The sequence below is a fragment of the Mycobacterium arosiense ATCC BAA-1401 = DSM 45069 genome (assembly GCF_002086125.1).
In the GTDB taxonomy this organism is placed as follows: Bacteria; Actinomycetota; Actinomycetes; order Mycobacteriales; family Mycobacteriaceae; genus Mycobacterium; species Mycobacterium arosiense.
Window position 1 is genome coordinate 16,126 of the sequence record NZ_MVHG01000059.1, and the last position, 16,420, is coordinate 32,545.

Annotated in this window: 12 protein-coding genes; 9 read left to right on the plus strand and 3 right to left on the minus strand. The window is 60.2% G+C overall.

Features of this window, described 5'->3' with window-relative positions; all coding sequences use genetic code 11:
• The first annotated feature begins 78 nt into the window (after positions 1-78).
• Positions 79-1,497 (plus strand): hypothetical protein, encoded by a 1,419-nt coding sequence (locus BST14_RS19500; protein ID WP_083066026.1) that lies wholly within the window; start codon positions 79-81, stop codon positions 1,495-1,497.
• Positions 1,498-1,618: 121 nt separating this feature from the next.
• The gene (locus BST14_RS32680) at positions 1,619-2,284 is read left to right on the plus strand and encodes a translation initiation factor IF-2 N-terminal domain-containing protein (RefSeq protein ID WP_142279502.1); all 666 of its coding nucleotides are present in this window, start codon (positions 1,619-1,621) and stop codon (positions 2,282-2,284) included.
• On the opposite strand, the gene BST14_RS19510 is transcribed toward BST14_RS32680, so the two are convergent.
• Positions 2,245-2,490, minus strand: coding sequence for an RsmA family anti-sigma factor (locus BST14_RS19510; RefSeq protein ID WP_083066028.1), 246 nt, complete (start codon positions 2,488-2,490; stop codon positions 2,245-2,247). The genes BST14_RS32680 and BST14_RS19510 overlap by 40 nt on opposite strands.
• A gap of 145 nt (positions 2,491-2,635) precedes the next feature.
• On the opposite strand from BST14_RS19510, the gene BST14_RS19515 reads away from it, so the two are divergent.
• The 5 genes from BST14_RS19515 to BST14_RS19535 are packed head-to-tail and all read left to right on the plus strand — an operon-like array spanning position 2,636 to position 14,301.
• A complete protein-coding gene (locus BST14_RS19515) occupies positions 2,636-5,179 on the plus strand; it encodes an N-6 DNA methylase (RefSeq protein WP_211280766.1) in 2,544 nt (847 codons plus the stop codon).
• Positions 5,176-8,118: a type I restriction endonuclease subunit R gene (locus BST14_RS19520; RefSeq protein WP_083066029.1), complete on the plus strand. Its 2,943-nt coding sequence runs from the start codon at positions 5,176-5,178 to the stop codon at positions 8,116-8,118. Before BST14_RS19515 ends, BST14_RS19520 begins: the two co-directional genes overlap by 4 nt.
• Positions 8,115-8,474, plus strand: a complete 360-nt coding sequence (locus BST14_RS19525; RefSeq protein ID WP_083066030.1) for a M48 metallopeptidase family protein — start codon at positions 8,115-8,117, stop codon at positions 8,472-8,474. The genes BST14_RS19520 and BST14_RS19525 overlap by 4 nt, the downstream gene beginning before the upstream one ends.
• Positions 8,475-11,177, plus strand: coding sequence for an ATP-dependent DNA helicase (locus BST14_RS19530; RefSeq protein ID WP_083066031.1), 2,703 nt, complete (start codon positions 8,475-8,477; stop codon positions 11,175-11,177).
• A 28-nt stretch (positions 11,178-11,205) separates the two neighbouring features.
• The gene (locus BST14_RS19535) at positions 11,206-14,301 is read left to right on the plus strand and encodes a DEAD/DEAH box helicase (RefSeq protein ID WP_158085904.1); all 3,096 of its coding nucleotides are present in this window, start codon (positions 11,206-11,208) and stop codon (positions 14,299-14,301) included.
• 365 nt (positions 14,302-14,666) lie between these two features.
• Here BST14_RS19535 and BST14_RS19540 read toward each other — a convergent pair whose 3' ends face one another.
• Both BST14_RS19540 and BST14_RS19545 read right to left on the minus strand, forming a co-directional pair.
• Complete coding sequence (locus BST14_RS19540) at positions 14,667-15,155, minus strand: glutathione peroxidase (RefSeq protein WP_083066033.1); 489 nt, start codon at positions 15,153-15,155, stop codon at positions 14,667-14,669.
• Positions 15,156-15,175: 20 nt separating this feature from the next.
• Positions 15,176-15,712, minus strand: a complete 537-nt coding sequence (locus BST14_RS19545; RefSeq protein ID WP_083066034.1) for a hypothetical protein — start codon at positions 15,710-15,712, stop codon at positions 15,176-15,178.
• A gap of 321 nt (positions 15,713-16,033) precedes the next feature.
• On the opposite strand from BST14_RS19545, the gene BST14_RS31460 reads away from it, so the two are divergent.
• Both BST14_RS31460 and BST14_RS19550 read left to right on the plus strand, forming a co-directional pair.
• The gene (locus tag BST14_RS31460) at positions 16,034-16,159 is read left to right on the plus strand and encodes a hypothetical protein (protein ID WP_281252817.1); all 126 of its coding nucleotides are present in this window, start codon (positions 16,034-16,036) and stop codon (positions 16,157-16,159) included.
• A 58-nt stretch (positions 16,160-16,217) separates the two neighbouring features.
• Positions 16,218-16,420 (plus strand): MlaD family protein (locus BST14_RS19550; protein ID WP_438502190.1); only part of this gene is annotated, 203 nt, incomplete at its 3' end.

The window sequence follows — 16,420 nt, forward strand, 5'->3', positions numbered from 1 at the left end:
AATGGGCATGGGTCTGGAACGCTGCCGTGTCCGGATCCTCAGATCGCGCCGCGATGGTCATTCGCTGAGAATTTCTGCATGGCGCTGGACACTCCGCTCAACACACGCCAGCTCGATGTACTCCGGTGGATCGGTGAGGGCTGCCCTGACGGCCGGTGGACGAACACCTCCTACAAAGCAACTGCGGCGGCCCTTCAGAACCGTCGCCTCGTCACGGTCAGCAAGCGAGGCGGATGGAAGGCAACGATCGAACCAGCTGGTACTTACTACCTGAAGCACGGCGACTACCCGACTGATCACTTCCCGAACAAGCGCCGGTCGTATAGCCGCGCCATTCGGTTGGCGCACTCGGAGCAAGGGACGCCGCAGCGGTCGCTCACCCGCCCGGGTCCCGAAGAGCCCACGCCGACCCGAAGGTTGTTGCAGAACATCATCGACGCGGGCGGCGTCCTGGAACTCAATACCAAGGGTGACGACACCAACTACGGGAATCTGATCGCGATCATCAACCGGCGGCAGATGGCCCCGGACGGCCAGCAAGTGATCTTGATGGACGGCGCCAGCTACTACCAGAAGGTGTTTCGGCTGTCGTCGGTCGCGGAGTGGAAGACCCAGCCACCAGTCGAGGTCGTGGCCGCCGACCGCATTGGGCGCTGGCATCCCGCGGTGGCGGCGCTGCGAAGCGAGAACCGGCTCAGTTCCATCGACTCACCGCAGCGCCAGCGCGCCCTCCGGTTGCTGCACGCCCTGGCACGTGAGGCAGAGGCACGCGGCTACACCGTGCAGGAGGCGCCGAAACAGGAGCCGCGCGGCTACGGCCACCATAACCGTGCCCACCTACCCGGCAATGTCATCGTCGGCGTGACGCCGGTGAAGTGCGGGATCGGCATCACGCAACTGCAAGACAAGGTGCCGCACGAAGCGACGGTGAAGGAACTGGAGCGGGCCAAGCGGGAGTCGTGGTACCGGATTCCTACTCACGACTACGTACCGTCCAAGCGGCTGTCGATCACGCTGAACACTGATAGCCGATTCTCCTCGGAGGTGTCGTGGGCGGACACCAAGACGATCCCGCTGGAGTCGCGGCTGCCAGATGTCATGACCTTGTTCGAGCGCTGGGCACTGATTCACACCGAGCGCACCGATGCCGAACGACTAGCGGAGATCGAAATACAGAATCGGCAAGCACGCGAGGATGAACTCGCCCGCGAGGCTTACGTGCAGCATGCGCTGGGGGAGCGGCTGATTGCGGACATGAAGGACTGGGAGTTGGCCGGCCGGCTGCGCCACTACCTCGCTGACATGGCCGAGCGCATCGAGCACATCACCGACGACGAACAACGAGCAGCAGCCATCGAGTGGATGCGATGGTGCGAGCAGTACAGCGGCGAACGTAACCCGCTGACGAAGCCGATCCGCCAGCCGAAGGTCAAGCCACCGGACTACAACGAGCTTCGGGACTTCCGGCAGCGCCTCGGCTTCGGCCATCGGTGGTGACGAGGACCTGCCCTAGCCCTACCCGTCGACCTGAGCCCGGTGCGTCACCGAATTTTGTCGGTATCACGTGTCAGGCTTATTCGAAGTGTTCGTTCTCACGACGACAGATGCGGAGGCCCTCATGGCACAGGGCAAGGCACGCGTTCACGAGTTGGCGTCCGAGTTCGGCGTGACAGCGAAAGACATACTCATCCTCCTGAGTGGTTGGGACGAGTTCGTGAAATCTGCCAGCAGTACGGTCGAGGCTCCGCTCACCCGGAGGGTGCGCGAGCACTACGCCGCCCGACCCCCGCGACCGATTACTACTCGCGACTACGGCGTCTCGGCTGGCCCGACCCGTCGTGGAGTGACCGACGACAACGGCTTCGGCGCCGCCGTCGAAAGAGCTCGTCGGCAGAGTCGTCGAGCGTCACCCGGCAGCCATCAGCCGGGCGAGATCGAGGCAGCCCTCTACCGCTGTGTCATCGACCCGGTGCGCACCAGGCGTGGCAGTTACACGCCTGAGGAGCGGGACCGTGTGGAGCGGTTTTTGCGGCGGTGGCTAGAAACCTGGCTGGACGATATGGCCGAGTGGATCAGAGTCAGCGGGGGCCAGCACCCAGACGTCGCGGTGCAGCTGTGTACGGCGGGGCTCACGCGCCGACGCCGACCTGCGCCTCGGATTCGGACGGATCGATCCCAACCGCGACACCATCATCGGGCGTGTCATCCGCGGCACTGTCGGGATCAAGGACGCCGTGAGTCAGGTCAAGGAGTACCGCCGCTCGCAGTCTGCGACTGGTTCTGAGTGACCTGCTCATCGCGAAGCAGCCGTAGCTCCATTTGGACAACGGCCAGGTCGTCAAGCATGCGCGCGCCCACCGGGTCGCAGCGGACGGCAGCGAGCAGCTGTTGCGTCACCCCGTCGGGATAGCAGCCGGCGTCCAGGTGAGAAACGAAGTCCATCGAGTACGGAGGCGAGTATTCGATCGGGGGTATCGGCATCTCCTGCATTCAGCCATTCTGCGACAGCTGAAGGCCGCGATCGTGCACGATTCCACAGCTGGCCAGGCTCTTACACAGCTGGAATGAGGGCAAGACCGCAGGTCGCGGCGCGTCGGGGTTGACAAAGTTTTGTCATATAACAAAGATAACAAAAATGAACCCTGCGGTGGCTGTCCCTGACGTTCTGCGATCTATCAGGGAGAAGCTCGACCTCACTCAGGTGGAGCTCGCTGAGCGGCTCGGAGTCTCGTTCGCGACCGTGAACCGTTGGGAGGGCCGAGGGAACAGTCCGCAGAAGTCGCCCATGGCCCGGATACTGGCCCTCGCTGTAGAGGCGGGCATCGATGTCGGCGATGTTCCGACGGACGCGCCTCCGATGCCAGCGCGGCGTCGTCGCGCTCCTGCTGCGCGCAGCGTCATGTCTATGGAGCAGATGCTCTGGGATGCCGCCTGCTCCATCCGTGGCGAGAAGGATGCGCCCAAGTTCAAGGACTACCTGCTGCCGTTGCTGTTCCTGAAGCGTCTTTCGGATGTCTTCGATGACGAGATTTCCCGCCTGGCCGAAGAGTTTGGCGATCGAGACGTTGCCCTCGAGATAGCCGAAGAAGATAAAGAGTTGTTGCGATTCCACGTTCCGAAGGAGGCTCGCTGGGGCGTCATCTCGGGACGAGAGCCGTACGAGTGGCCCCTTGACGATCGTGGTCGTTCGACCACCCCGAAGGACATCGGTGAACACCTGACTAAGGCTGTCCGTGCAGTCGTCCGCTTCAACCCCGGTCTATCGGGCGTGATTGACGTGGTTGACTTCGCGGCCGAGCGCAATGGGGAGCGCGATATCAACCCAGCCCGTTTGCGGGGCGTTGTAGAGGCTTTTTCCGATCCGCGCTATCGGCTCGGGCTCGCCGATGTGCAGCCAGACTTTTTGGGCAGGGCTTACGAATACTTGCTCCGTAAGTTCGCTGAAGGTTCGGGGCAGTCGGCTGGTGAGTTCTTCACGCCGACCGAAGTGGGATTCCTGATGGCCCGCATTCTGCGTCCTCGGCCCGGTGAGACTTGCCATGACTACGCCTGCGGCTCCGGCGGCCTCCTGATCAAGTTACAGATCGTCGCTCGCGAGATCGACCCGACGAGCAAGGTGCCGCTGAAGATGTTCGGCCAGGAACTTCAAGCCGAAAGCTACGCCGTGGCGCAGATGAACACGATCATCCACGACATGGACGTTGACCTACAGCGCGGCGACACCATGATCAATCCGAAGTTCCGCGACCCAGCGGGAGGTCTCCAGCGCTTCGACGTTGTTGTCGCCAACCCGATGTGGAACCAGACGTTTGATCCGAGCCTATTCGAAGATGATCCTTACGACCGCTTCACGGAGGCTGGCGGCGTGACGTCCGGCAAGGGTGACTGGGCCTGGCTGCAACACACCCTCGCCGTCATGAGCGAGAGCGGGCGGGCCGCGGTGGTGCTCGATACGGGTGCGATGACGCGTGGTTCTGGCTCAAAGAATGAGGATAAAGAGCGGAACATCCGAAAGTGGTTCGTCGACCACGACTACATCGAGGGCGTTGTGCTCCTCCCTGACAACTTGTTCTATAACACGAACGCAGCTGGAAGCATCGTCATCCTCAACAAGCGGAAGCCTGCCTCGCGCAAAGGAAAAGTCTTCCTGCTTAATGCGAGTCGGCGCTTCGACAAGAGCCGACCCAAGAACGTGTTGTCTGACAATCACGTCCTTGAGCTTGCGCGGATGTATCAGGCTGGTGAGCCAGTCGACGGTGAGATGGCAATCGTTGATATCAACGAGCTTGCAAAGGCTGATTACAATCTCAGTCCGGCGCGGTGGGCTGCGTCAAGCAGTCAAGCCGAGCGCCGCTCGATCTCGGAGATCGCGGCTGACCTCGCCTCCCTGGAAAAGCAAGAAGACGAAGCGAGTCGGCTGCTCGCGCCGGTGACGCGAGTCTCCTTTCCGGAGAACGGTTCTCCGACCGGCAGCCTACGGGCGGCACCGCAGAAGGACACCGAGATCGGCCCGATCCCGGAGGCCTGGGAGTTGCGCACCGTCGGCGAACTGTGTGATATCTGGAGTGGTGGAACTCCTCGAAAGTCGGTTCCCGAGTACTGGATTGGTGAAGTCCCCTGGGTGTCAGGTAAAGACCTTAAGGCACCTGTCATCCATGACGCGATCGACCACCTGTCCGAGGACGGCGTGATGTCTGGCAGCCGGCTGGCGCCCACGGATTCCGTCTTGTTGCTCGTACGCGGCATGGGCCTAGCGAAGGACTTGCCTGTCGCGGCGATCAGCCGGCCCATGGCGTTCAACCAGGACGTCAAAGCGCTCGTACTGAAAGAGCAATACGCCGCTTTCCCAGGGCGATTCCTCCGTGCTGCGATCTACTCAAGCAAGGAGCGACTGCTCGGTCGAATCGTTCCGTCTGCTCACGGAACCATGACGCTCAACCTAAGCGATGTCGAATCACTCGTGGTCGCGTGGCCAACCGATCCGGATGAAGCGCATCAGATCGTCGCCATACTGTCTGCTGTCGAAGAAAAATCCTGGATCCAGCGGCAGAAGGCTGCGCTGTGCGAAGAGCTTTTCGGCTATCTCTTGAGCCACGTGATGTCTGGTCAGTTGAGCGTCGAAACCTTTGCCGGTCCTGCTGCGCCAAGCTTGGCTGTTGTCGGTGAGGCACCGGCATGAGCACTCTGAAAATCAGCGAGGCGCGAACAGCGCAGTTTCCGATGGTGGCTCACGCCCAAGGGATCGGGTGGGAAATTCTTGAGCCAGTCGATGCTGAGGTCCTCCGGCACGGCCGGGAGAACATGCTGTTCACGTCCGTCCTAGAGGACAAGCTACGTGAGTTCAATCCGTGGTTGACGCCGGATCAAGCTCGGGCCGTCGTCGAGACTATCGAAGCACTACCGGCAACCATCGAAGGAAACTGGGAAGTTCTCCGATGGATGCGCGGTGAGCACAAGTGGTACGACGAGAACGAGAAGCTCAGTCGCGCAGTTCAACTCATCGACTTCGCAAACCCAGACGCCAACCTACTGCAGGTCACGTGGGAGTGGAAGGTCGAGCCCGTCGCTCGGAAGGGTAACCGGGCTGATGTGATCTTCTTGGTCAACGGGCTGCCCGTCACAATCGTGGAGCACAAGAACCCGACGTCGGGTGATGCCCTTACCCGGGGGATCACCCAGCTTCGTCGATACGAGAAGGAGACGCCCGAACTCGTCGCTCAGACGCAGCTGTACAACGTCACTCACATGCTCGGGTACTGGTACGGCGTTACATGGAATGTCTCACGGCGCTTCATCTTCAAATGGAAGTACGCGGCAGAAGAATCCTATAAGAGCGCTGTTGAGGCATTTTTCGAGCCGCACGCCTTCCTGCGCACATTGAAGGACTGGATCCTCTTCTACGTCGAGGACTCTGAGACCAGAAAATCGGTGCTCCGCGAGCACCAACGCAAGGCGGTCGACAAGATCGTCGCCCGATGCGCAGATCCGGAAAAGAACCGAGGGCTCATCTGGCACACGCAGGGGTCTGGTAAGACCTTCACCCTCTTGAGCGCTGCCCGTCAGATCCTTGAGGATAAGGCGCGATTCAGTACGGCAACGGTCATTTTGGTCGTCGATCGAAACGAGCTGGAAGGTCAACTGAGGGGGTGGGTGGATCGCCTTCTTGGTGAGATGCAGGCTGCCGACATCCACGTTGAGCGAGCCGAGAGCAAGGCTGATCTCCAAAAGATCCTGGACTCCGACCGCCGCGGGCTGATCGTCTCGATGATCCACAAGTTCGAGGAAATCAAAGCCAACAGTTCGCTGCGGGACAACATCTACGTTTTCATCGACGAAGCCCACAGGTCGGTTGCCGCCGATCTTGGTACCTACCTCATGGCTGCTGTCCCGAATGCCACCATCATCGGGTTCACCGGTACGCCTGTCGGTGATTCCAAGGCAGGCTCGGGGTCTTTCAAGATTTTCGGCCGGGACGACGAGGATGGGTTCCTCGACAAGTACTCGATCATCGAGTCCATTGAGGACGAGACCACCCTCCCGATCCGCTACAAACTCGCACCGTCCAGCATGCGTCTACCGGCCAAGGACCTTGAGGACCAGTTCTACTCTCTCGCTGGCGAAGAGGACGTAACGGATGTCGAGGAACTAAACCGAGTCCTAGAACGGGCTGTGAACTTGCGGGCGTTTCTTGGCGCAGACAATCGCGTCGATCAGGTCGCGAAGTTCGTTGCTGGGCATTTCAAAGAGAACGTGCTACCGCTCGGCTATAAGGCGTTCGTCGTGGCTGTCGACCGTGAGACGTGCGCTAAGTACAAGGTCGCGCTCGATCGGTACCTGCCGGCGGAGTGGTCAGAAGTGGTCTACAGCAGGAACGTGAACGACATCGTTGACCGGCCGACTGTAGCCAACTTGCAGATCTCCGAGACGCGCGAAGAAGAAGTTCGCAGGCTCTTCAAGAAGGCCGATCAGGAGCCGAAGATCCTCATCGTCACCGACAAGTTGCTGACTGGCTACGACGCTCCCGTTCTCTACGCGATGTACCTCGATAAGCCGATGCGCAACCACGTGCTCCTTCAGTCTCTCGCACGGGTGAACCGGCCATACATTGACAGTCAGAACGTCAGCAAGAAGGTCGGGCTGGTTGTCGATTTCGTCAGCGTGCTTGAGGATCTGACAAAGGCATTGACATTCGATGCGTCGACCGCGAAGGGTGCACTCGAAGACCTGGACATCCTAATGGTGGACCTGCACGAGAAGATCACGGCCGCTGCCAGCGAGTATCTCAATGCTGATGGCTCAAAGAAGCCGGACGCCCAGCTTGAGGCTGCCGTCTTCGGCCGCTTCATCGAACCGGCCGAACGAAAGCTCTTCTTCGATGCCTACAAAGATATCGAAGCGCTGTGGGAGATCTTGTCGCCAGACCCCGGTCTGCGTGACCACATTCAGACGTACAAGGACCTGTCGAAACTCTATGCCGCCGTGCGTGCCAACTACGGCCAGTCCGGCAGTTTCCTCGGGGATCTCGAACACAAGACGCGAAAACTCATCGAGGGCAGTGCCACCCAAGAGGATCTCGGACGGTTCTCGAAGATCGTCGACTTCGACGTTGAGGCCTTGAAGCAGCTCAAAGGCGATGAGGGACCTGATGAGGGCAAGGTCTACAACCTGCTCCGTGGGCTCCGCAAAGAGATGGAGGAAGATCCAGCGGGTGCCGTTGTGCTGCAGAGTATTAAAGACCGCGCTGACCAGGTGATGCAGAATCTCGAAGATCGCCAGATAAACGGTATCGCTGCGATCGTTCAACTTGAGGCGCTCGCCATTGAGAAGGCCGAAGCCAAGGAACGGGCCAAGCAGAGCGGCCTCAGCGACCTCGGCTTCGCCATCTACTGGGTTATTTGCAATGACAGTGGAGTCAAGGCAACACCTTTCGACAGCCTCGCTGCTGCAAAGGAAATTGAGACGGTTCTCGCCAAGTTTCCAAGCTGGCGGGACATTCCCGACGAAAAGCGTCGGCTCCGTGCGGGTCTCTACAAGCCGCTCCTGGCGCTCGGTAAGGAGGACCGCGCGGCGGTCATCGAGCGCGTGATGCAGGTCTTAGAACAGGCGGCGTCGACGTGACACGATCGTGGCTCTATCCCGAACAACAACTCCGTCGACGTGCCCAAGCCTGGGCGGTCAAACTGAAGGTCAACCCCGAGCAGGTGCAGATCAAGCTGCTGCCTGGGAAATGGGGATCCTGCGCACCGAACGGCGTTGTGACACTGGCCGACGATCTATCGGCCAAGGACGAGGACTTTCAGGATTACGTTATCGTTCACGAGCTTCTCCACCTTCGGTACCGAGATCATGGGAAACAGTTCAAAGCCATGATGACCGCGCTCGTGCCGAATTGGCGCGAGTTGGAGCAGCAGAGCCAACATACTACCGACACCGTAGACGGCCGTCGGAACCACGAACGCGGAGGCGTGGACTAGATGACCACGATCAGCGAACATATCCACGCGGTAGACAAGGCAATCTGCGGGAACATCGATGCACTTGCCGAACAGCGAGATCTTCTGTCCCAGAATGTTCTTGCCCAGCTGCGCAACCTCATCGAGGGTGTTGCGATGCTTCTTCAATCAGGTAACCCCGATGACGAGTTCCTCTATGCAGCAGTCGATTCTGGGCTCACCTATGTCAGGTCGAAAGGAAATCTGAACTTCCTTGGGAAGTTTCACAAGCTCACACAGATCAGTACCTCGCACTACACCGTGGATGGAGATGCGTCCGAGCGGCTGATGCTGAAGTATTACGAGTACCTTCTCCGCATCCGCAGCCTGGTCAGCGAACAGTGCGGTATCGCCATACTGGCCAACTTGGAGTCCTTCCCAGTCGATTTGGACCCCTCTCTGCGGGAGTATCACGAGAAGATCGCCGCAGCGATTGAGGACGTTCGCTCGAAGCGACTCGATAGCCGAGCAGGCGTCCGGTACTACATCCACCGCACGAAGCCATTCTTCGTTGGCGGGCGCATCTTCTACGAGGTGACCTTCTTTAAGGCCGTCAATAAGGTCAGCAAGTTCGACCGCGTGATCGCGTTCACCGAGATCGATATGACCGATAAGTACTCGGCGTGGTTGACGTTGGAGAGCGCGTCAATCACTGTGCTGCACCAGGAAATGCCAATCACGATCATCCGTGACTGGCAGGTCTCGATCCGCCCGTGCGAGTTCGACAACTTCGCACGGCTGTTTGATCTTGACAGCAAGGTGCGCACAAACGGACCTGAATACCGCTACCTCATGAAGGGACTTACCAGCGGAAGAGGCTCGCTGCTCGACTTGATGGATATGCCGGATGCCAAGTACGCCGCAGCGAAGGAAGCGGCCACCGTGAGCGTCAGCAAGCCGCAGATCTTTCCGTCGCTCGATGAGGCACGGCGGATCATTCAAAGCAAGTCGCCAGGGCACAATTTGATTCGCTACCTCATGCTGCGGATGCACAATCAGATTCTGAAACCGCAATACAACTGGGAGGGCTGCCAGCGACTGTCGGGTCTGAATCTGCAGTGGGGCTGCATTCCATTCGACGACATGCCTTTCTGTACATCACCGATTGCGCACAATCCTCGCTATTGGGACCTCGCGGAGTGTCTCGATGCGACCGGACGAAATCATGAACTGCTCGCACGACGGGTCAAGAACAACGTCGAACACCGAGCTGTCCTGTACACGCCAGTTGCTGAGTTAGAAGATCTCGGGGACGTCGGTGATCTGATGTGTACCTACAACCAACGGCTCTACTACAAGCACCGGGATGTCCGTGGACTGGAGCTGGATAAGGGACACGTCTTCATCCGGAAGTATGAAGACGACACTGTTGCGATCGTGAAGAAGCTTCAGGAGTTCGCCTCGTCGGGTATCGAGGGCTATAGCGATGCTGTCCAGCGTTGGCTTGACCACACGCCGCGGTTGATCGATGACGAGGCCAAGAAGGATGCTTTGAAGCGGCTCTTCAGCCAGTCGAAGGTTGCCCTCGTCTACGGCGCCGCGGGTACCGGCAAGTCGACGATGGTCGATCACATCGCGAACTACTTCAACGACAAGACCAAACTGTTTCTTGCCCATACCAATCCGGCCGTCGACAACCTTAAGCGCAGGGTCACTGCACAGAACTCGACGTTCCGCACGATCCGCAGCCAGACGTACCAAGCTGGCTCAGAATATGACCTTTTGGTCATTGACGAGTCCAGTACGGTCAGTAACGCCGATCTGATCAGCGTCTTGGAGAACACGACCGCCAAGCTGGTTGTGCTCGTTGGCGATGTCTACCAGATCGAGGCGATTGAGTTTGGGAACTGGTTCAGCATCATCCGCTCCTTCATTCCGAGCGCGTCGGTCTTCGAACTAACGACGCCGTTTCGGACCAAGAACCCTGCGCTCCTGGGATTCTGGCAGAAGGTCCGTGACATCGACAATGACATTGCGGAGGTCATCGTACGCAACGGTTACTCTTCCGTGCTCGACAAGACTCTGTTCGAGGCTCAGGGTGATGATGAGATCATCCTGTGCTTGAACTACGACGGCCTCTACGGCATTAACAACATCAACCGCTTCTTGCAAAGCAGCAACCCTGGCAAGGCCGTCCGGTGGGGGATCGCCACCTACAAGGTCGGTGATCCGGTGCTGTTCAACGAAACCGACCGCTTCAGGCCGGTGATTTACAACAACCTCAAGGGTCGAATCGCCGCGATCGAGCAGTTCGAGGACAGTGTGCAGTTCGATGTCGTACTCGACCGCGCCGTATCGGAATTCGACGTTGACGGCGTGGAGCTGCAGTGGGTTGCCGACAGTACGGTGCGCTTCTCGGTCTACGACTACGATGTCAGCGACGACGACGATGACTCGACGAGCACGATGGTGCCGTTCCAGGTCGCTTACGCAGTGTCAATCCATAAAGCACAGGGTCTCGAATACGACTCCGTCAAGGTCGTGATCACCGACGCAAACGAGGACGCCATCACCCACAACATCTTCTACACCGCCGTCACACGCGCACGCGAAAGCTTGCGGATCTTCTGGACGCCAGAGACGCAGCAGGCCGTCCTCCGCGGGTTGAAGCGAGATGTCAACACGAAAGACGTTGCGCTACTGTCGCGCCGTCGCGGCCTCACCCCAGTTCGAGCTGCTAGGTGACGGGCCGCGTGCCAAGACAGGGGAACACATGAAATTCCATAGTCTGTTTATTGGCATTGACCGATACAACGATCTCAGAATCAATTGGCTGAGCGGTGCTGTGCGGGATGCGAGCGCGTTACATGCGCTGTTCGCCGACACAATCCCCGGCTCGTCCCATGTGCTGCTCACCGACGCCGATGCGACAGTCCACGGGATCAGATCGGCACTGGAGACTCTGGCAACAGATGCCGGGCCGGATGACGTTGTGTTCATCTTCTACGCTGGCCATGGTTCGGACACCCACGAGATCGTCTGCTACGACACTGACGTCGCAGATCTAGCAGCGACATCGCTGCCGCTGGACGAGCTTGCCGACATCCTTTCCCGGATCAACGGCAAGACCGTCCTATGCGCGCTGGATTGCTGCTTCTCGGGCGGTCTTGGGAGTCGTGTGTTTGCAACTGGTCTCACGTCACGCGGAGTCACGCGTACGACAGCAACCGACATTCTGTCCCGCTTCATTGGAACCGGCCGGCTGGTGTTGACGGCCTCCGCCGACGACGAGGAAGCATTGGAGTCCGCATTGCACGGTCACGGACTCTTCACCTACCGGCTGCTGGAAGCGCTGCAGGGGATGGAGGACGTGCGGCACAACGATCAAATCGACGTGTTGAAGGTGGTCGGCTACGTTACGCAGCGCGTGCTTGCTGACGCGTCGCAAATGGGTCGAGTCCAGACGCCGACACTGCGAGGGCAAGTCGACGGAACACTTCTCTGGCCCACCTTCGTCGCGGGACCGCAGTACGGTGCTCTCTTCCCAGACCGAGTACGCCAGCCAGCCACTACCGACCCCGCATCTCTTGTCGCTTATGGACTTCCGCAAGAGGTGCTCGATGTCTGGTCCGCCAGCATTAACGAACTTAACGATCTGCAACTACGAGCGATCAACGACCATGGTGTGCTCGACGGCAAGAACCTGGTAGTGACTGCTCCTACATCTTCGGGCAAGACGATGATCGGTGAGCTAGCCGCGATCAAGGCTGCGGCGACGCGCGGCCGCACAGTGTTTCTGCTGCCAATGAAGGCGTTGGTCAACGACAAGTACGAGCAGTTCACCCGCGTCTACGGGCAGCTGGGCATTAAGACCATCAGGGCGACGGGCGACTACAGTGATCAGGTTTCTGAATTTCTGCGTGGCCAGTACGATTTCGCACTTTTGACCTACGAGAAGCTGACGCACCTCGCGCTCGCTAACCCGCATATCCTCGATTCGATCTCGGTTGTTGTCATCGACGAGGCGCAGACACTGACAGACCGAAGTCGCGGCTCCAATTTGGAGTTCCTGATGACATTGCTCAACAATCGGCGCGGTCTGGTTGGGTCACCGCAGATCATCACCCTGTCTGCCGTCGTGGGAGATCTCGGCGGTCTCGACCGGTGGATCGGCGGCGACCACCTGCATTCCACGACGCGACCGGTTGAGCTGCGGGAGGGTGTGATTGGGCGGTCCGGTGGCCTGCAGTTTGTGGCTGCGGACGGCTCGGAAGGGAGCATCCCGGCCTTCATTCAACCGCTCCATCACGATGGCAGCCGGAGCGTCGTCATCCCATTGGTGAAGCGACTCGTCGAGGAAGGCAAGAAGGTCATTGTCTTCCGAGAGACCAAGGGCGAGGTTGCAGGGTGCGCCGTGTACTTGTCCACCGCACTGGGACTGCCGGCTGCAACATCGGTGTTGGAGGCGATGAGCAGCGGCGAAGTGTCCGCCAGTACGGAGACACTGCGACGCACGCTGTCCCAGGGGGTTGCGCTGCACACCGCGGATCTCGATCGGACTGAGAGGCAAGCAATCGAGAGCGCTTTCCGAGATCCGGACTCGGGACTGAACGTCATCGTTGGTACGACCACGCTAGCGATGGGTGTCAACACACCGGCTGAAGCTGTTGTGATCGTTGGTCTGACGCATCCCGGCCCGACACCAACCCCGTACACCGTGGCCGAATACAAGAACATGGTGGGACGAGCTGGTCGGCTTGGATTCTCCAAAAATGGTGAGTCATACCTGATTCCGAATGACACGCTAGGGACAGCGAACGCATGGCGAAACTTCGTTCACGGTGACCTGGAGCCGTTGCGCTCTCAGTTGGTGCCAGACGGTGATCCCCGAACTTTAATGCTCCGGGTTGTTGCCCAGTTCCAAGGTGAGAGTGGTCAATCCGTCACCGAAGATGATGTCATTGGCTTCTTGGATTCGAGCCTCGCTGCGCAGCAAGCGCGAGAAGGTGGCGACCAGCAATGGACCCGAGAGCAGCTGGGCTATGGGTTCGATCAGCTCATCGATGCGCGATTGATCGAAGCTGATGCAGACGGGTACCGGCTCACGTCGCTCGGTCGCTTTGCTGGCGAGTCGGGAGTCCATGTTGACTCAATCATCCGGCTCTCCTCTGCGCTGTCGGGCATAGATATCGCAGGACTGAAGAGCACGACGATCATTGCGGCAGCTCAGCTCACGGTTGAAGTAGATAGCATGTACATCCCGATCAGCGGTCGAAAGAACAACCCGGAACCGCAGATCTGGCCCGGCACTCTCGCGAGGCAAGAGGTCGACAGAGTTCCTCTGCGGGCACTTCAGCAGACAGCCCCCGACACGGGCACGGTCGTCCGCCGCGCGAAGAAAGCGGTGGCAGCAATCTACTTCATCAACGGCATCGAGATGTCCGTGTTAGAAGCAAATCTGAACCAGCACGTGTGGAATCGACCCGCGATGGCGGGCGTCGTCCGCGCTGTGGCTGATCGGACGCGTGACCTACTGCCTGCGGTGGCCGCCGTTCTAAAGGAGCTCTATCCAGACAACGCGAGTGAGGTTCAGGCTCTGGTCAGCAGGACAATCACCCGCCTTGAATTCGGTGTTACACCAGAGCTGATCGACTTAGCGCAACTAGGGCTCGGTCTCAATCGACAACAGCTACTCGCGCTCAAGAATGCCGGACTGACTGATCTGCAAGCGGTCGTAGACGCAGACCTCGAAACCGTGAGCAAGGTTGTGGGCGGCAAGAAGGCCGCGGAGACCCTGCAGGCTGCGTGCCGAACGGCGATCGAACATAGGGCCACAACCGACATTGAGCTAGCGCCACCGACCGAATAAGTCCGGGCTCCAAACCTAATGGGAAGCGGCGTTCACGACCGCTCAAACTTCGAAGTCGTAGTTACGGCGAACGCGGCGCGGGCCAGCATGGTTCTGACCGACTGATACGGCGAGGCAACTGCACCTTTCGCTCCAAGGCATGGCCACGGATTTGGCCACAAAACACGGTGGAATGGATGCGAACATGCGGGACGGAGCGAAACAGGTCGCACGAGTCAACATGGTCGACCTGCACTGATGAGACTGAGTGCACTGGACGGGACTGCGGCCGGCTAGCTCATAACCCAGAGGTCGCAGGTTCGAATCCTGTCCCCGCTACCAGCGGAAATGGCCCTCAGAGACTTCTCTGAGGGCCATTTTCATGCCTACCGAGGCAGCACGGCCTCGATGGCGCTGATCACCTCGGGGGCGTCGGGCTCGGTGCGGGGCCGGAAGCGGCGCACCACCTCGCCGCCGGGCGCGAGCAGGAACTTCTCGAAGTTCCACTGGATGTCGCCGGCCTGACCATCGGCGTCGGCGGCCTTCGTCAGCTCGGCGTACAGCGGGTGGCGGCCGTCGCCGTTGACGTCGGTCTTCGCCAGTAGCGGGAACGTCACGCCGTAGGTCGTCGAGCAGAACTCTTGGATCTCGTCGGCCGTGCCCGGTTCCTGGCCCATGAACTGGTTGCAGGGGACGCCGACGACCGTCAGGCCGCGGTCGCCGTAGTTTTTGGCCAGCCTTTCCAGCGCCGTGTACTGCGGAGTCAGCCCGCACTTGGAGGCGACGTTGACGACCAGCGTTGCGCCGTCGGACAATTCGGCCAGCGTGGTGGGCCGGCCGTCGAGTGTGGTCAGAGCGATGTTTTTCAGGGTCACGCCGACGACGCTAACGCACTTCAGAGCCAGCCGGTGCGGGCGGCGGCGACCGGCTCGGCGGGGGCTGGCGCCAGGTCGCCGTTGCGCACGCCGTCGAGCAACCGTTTCACGGCGGCGACGATCTCCGGAGCCGCCGCCGCAATGCCGGCCGTGTCGGCTTCGCTGACCTCGTCGGGGTCGACGCCGGCGCGGGCCAGGACGGCGGCGGGGTCGGCCAGCTGCTCGGTCAACCAGGCCAGCGGGTCGGCGGACAGCTCGGGGACGAAGTGCCGGCGGCTGGGTTCCCAACCGTTGAACTGGGGGTGGTGATGGGCGCGGTCCAGCGTCCCGGGCGGGCTCTCGGTGGACCCGAACAGGTCCACCCGCCACACCGGGCGGGTGAAGGCGATCGGGACGCCGGCGTAGATCGAGCCCTGCGGCGCCGCCCGGTCGACGAGACGCAGTTCCAGCCTGACTCCCCGCTCCGGGGTTTCCTGGCCCTTTAGCGGGGACGGGTCGATGAAGTACATGTCCCCGACGACCACGCCCAGGGATTCGAATCCGAACGCTGCGAGCATCGCGCACCTTTCCTTCCGCACCGAGGTCCTCATCGAGCCTAAACCGCGCGGCCACCACGACGGCGAGGTCGGCGGACAGATCGCGGGAGCGCTGGTCGCCGTACGCGAACGAGTACGTCTGGGGCCGCCAGGTCGGCGACAACACCATCAATCCGTAGATGCGCGAAAGCTTTGCCAGGCAACACCATTCGCGCGCCGATAGCGGCGGTGAGCCGGCATCCGCCGGGGCGCATAGTCGAAAGGTGATGTCGCGCGCCGGTCGGTTCCAGCGTTCCTTTGTTTGTGCCACTGCGTCGCGGTACATTTCATTGGTCTTGTTGCATGGTGTACATGCCAGCGCCGGGTGGCGTCGGCACCGAGGCGAGGGGCGGGTTGGCGACGGTGGGTTACCCGGATATCCACCAATATGGCGGGCTGTCGCCGATGATTTTCGGGCTCACGGTGTAGCGCTGTGGAAGGTTCACCCGTTCAGATCAACGACTCACGCGAGCCGCCGTATAAGTTCATCACTTTGATCGTGGTGGTGGTGCTCGCGGTGATCTTCACCTTGGTCTACATCCAGTTCCGCGGAGGTTTCACGCCCAAGACGCGGCTGACGATGATTGCGTCGCGGGCGGGTTTGGTGATGGATCCGGGTTCGAAGGTCACCTACAACGGGGTGGAGATCGGCCGGGTGGGCTCGATCGCGGAGACGGTGCGTGACGGCAG

What these genes read in the sequence shown, in the direction of transcription:
- BST14_RS19500 (WP_083066026.1), top strand. Translation starts at nt 79, where the DNA reads ATGGCGCTGGACACTCCGCTCAACACACGCCAGCTCGATGTACTCCGG.
- BST14_RS32680 (WP_142279502.1), top strand. Translation starts at nt 1,619, where the DNA reads ATGGCACAGGGCAAGGCACGCGTTCACGAGTTGGCGTCCGAGTTCGGC.
- BST14_RS19510 (WP_083066028.1), bottom strand. Translation starts at nt 2,490, where the DNA reads ATGCAGGAGATGCCGATACCCCCGATCGAATACTCGCCTCCGTACTCG.
- BST14_RS19515 (WP_211280766.1), top strand. Translation starts at nt 2,636, where the DNA reads ATGAACCCTGCGGTGGCTGTCCCTGACGTTCTGCGATCTATCAGGGAG.
- BST14_RS19520 (WP_083066029.1), top strand. Translation starts at nt 5,176, where the DNA reads ATGAGCACTCTGAAAATCAGCGAGGCGCGAACAGCGCAGTTTCCGATG.
- BST14_RS19530 (WP_083066031.1), top strand. Translation starts at nt 8,475, where the DNA reads ATGACCACGATCAGCGAACATATCCACGCGGTAGACAAGGCAATCTGC.
- BST14_RS19535 (WP_158085904.1), top strand. Translation starts at nt 11,206, where the DNA reads ATGAAATTCCATAGTCTGTTTATTGGCATTGACCGATACAACGATCTC.
- BST14_RS19545 (WP_083066034.1), bottom strand. Translation starts at nt 15,712, where the DNA reads ATGCTCGCAGCGTTCGGATTCGAATCCCTGGGCGTGGTCGTCGGGGAC.
- BST14_RS31460 (WP_281252817.1), top strand. Translation starts at nt 16,034, where the DNA reads ATGGTGTACATGCCAGCGCCGGGTGGCGTCGGCACCGAGGCGAGGGGC.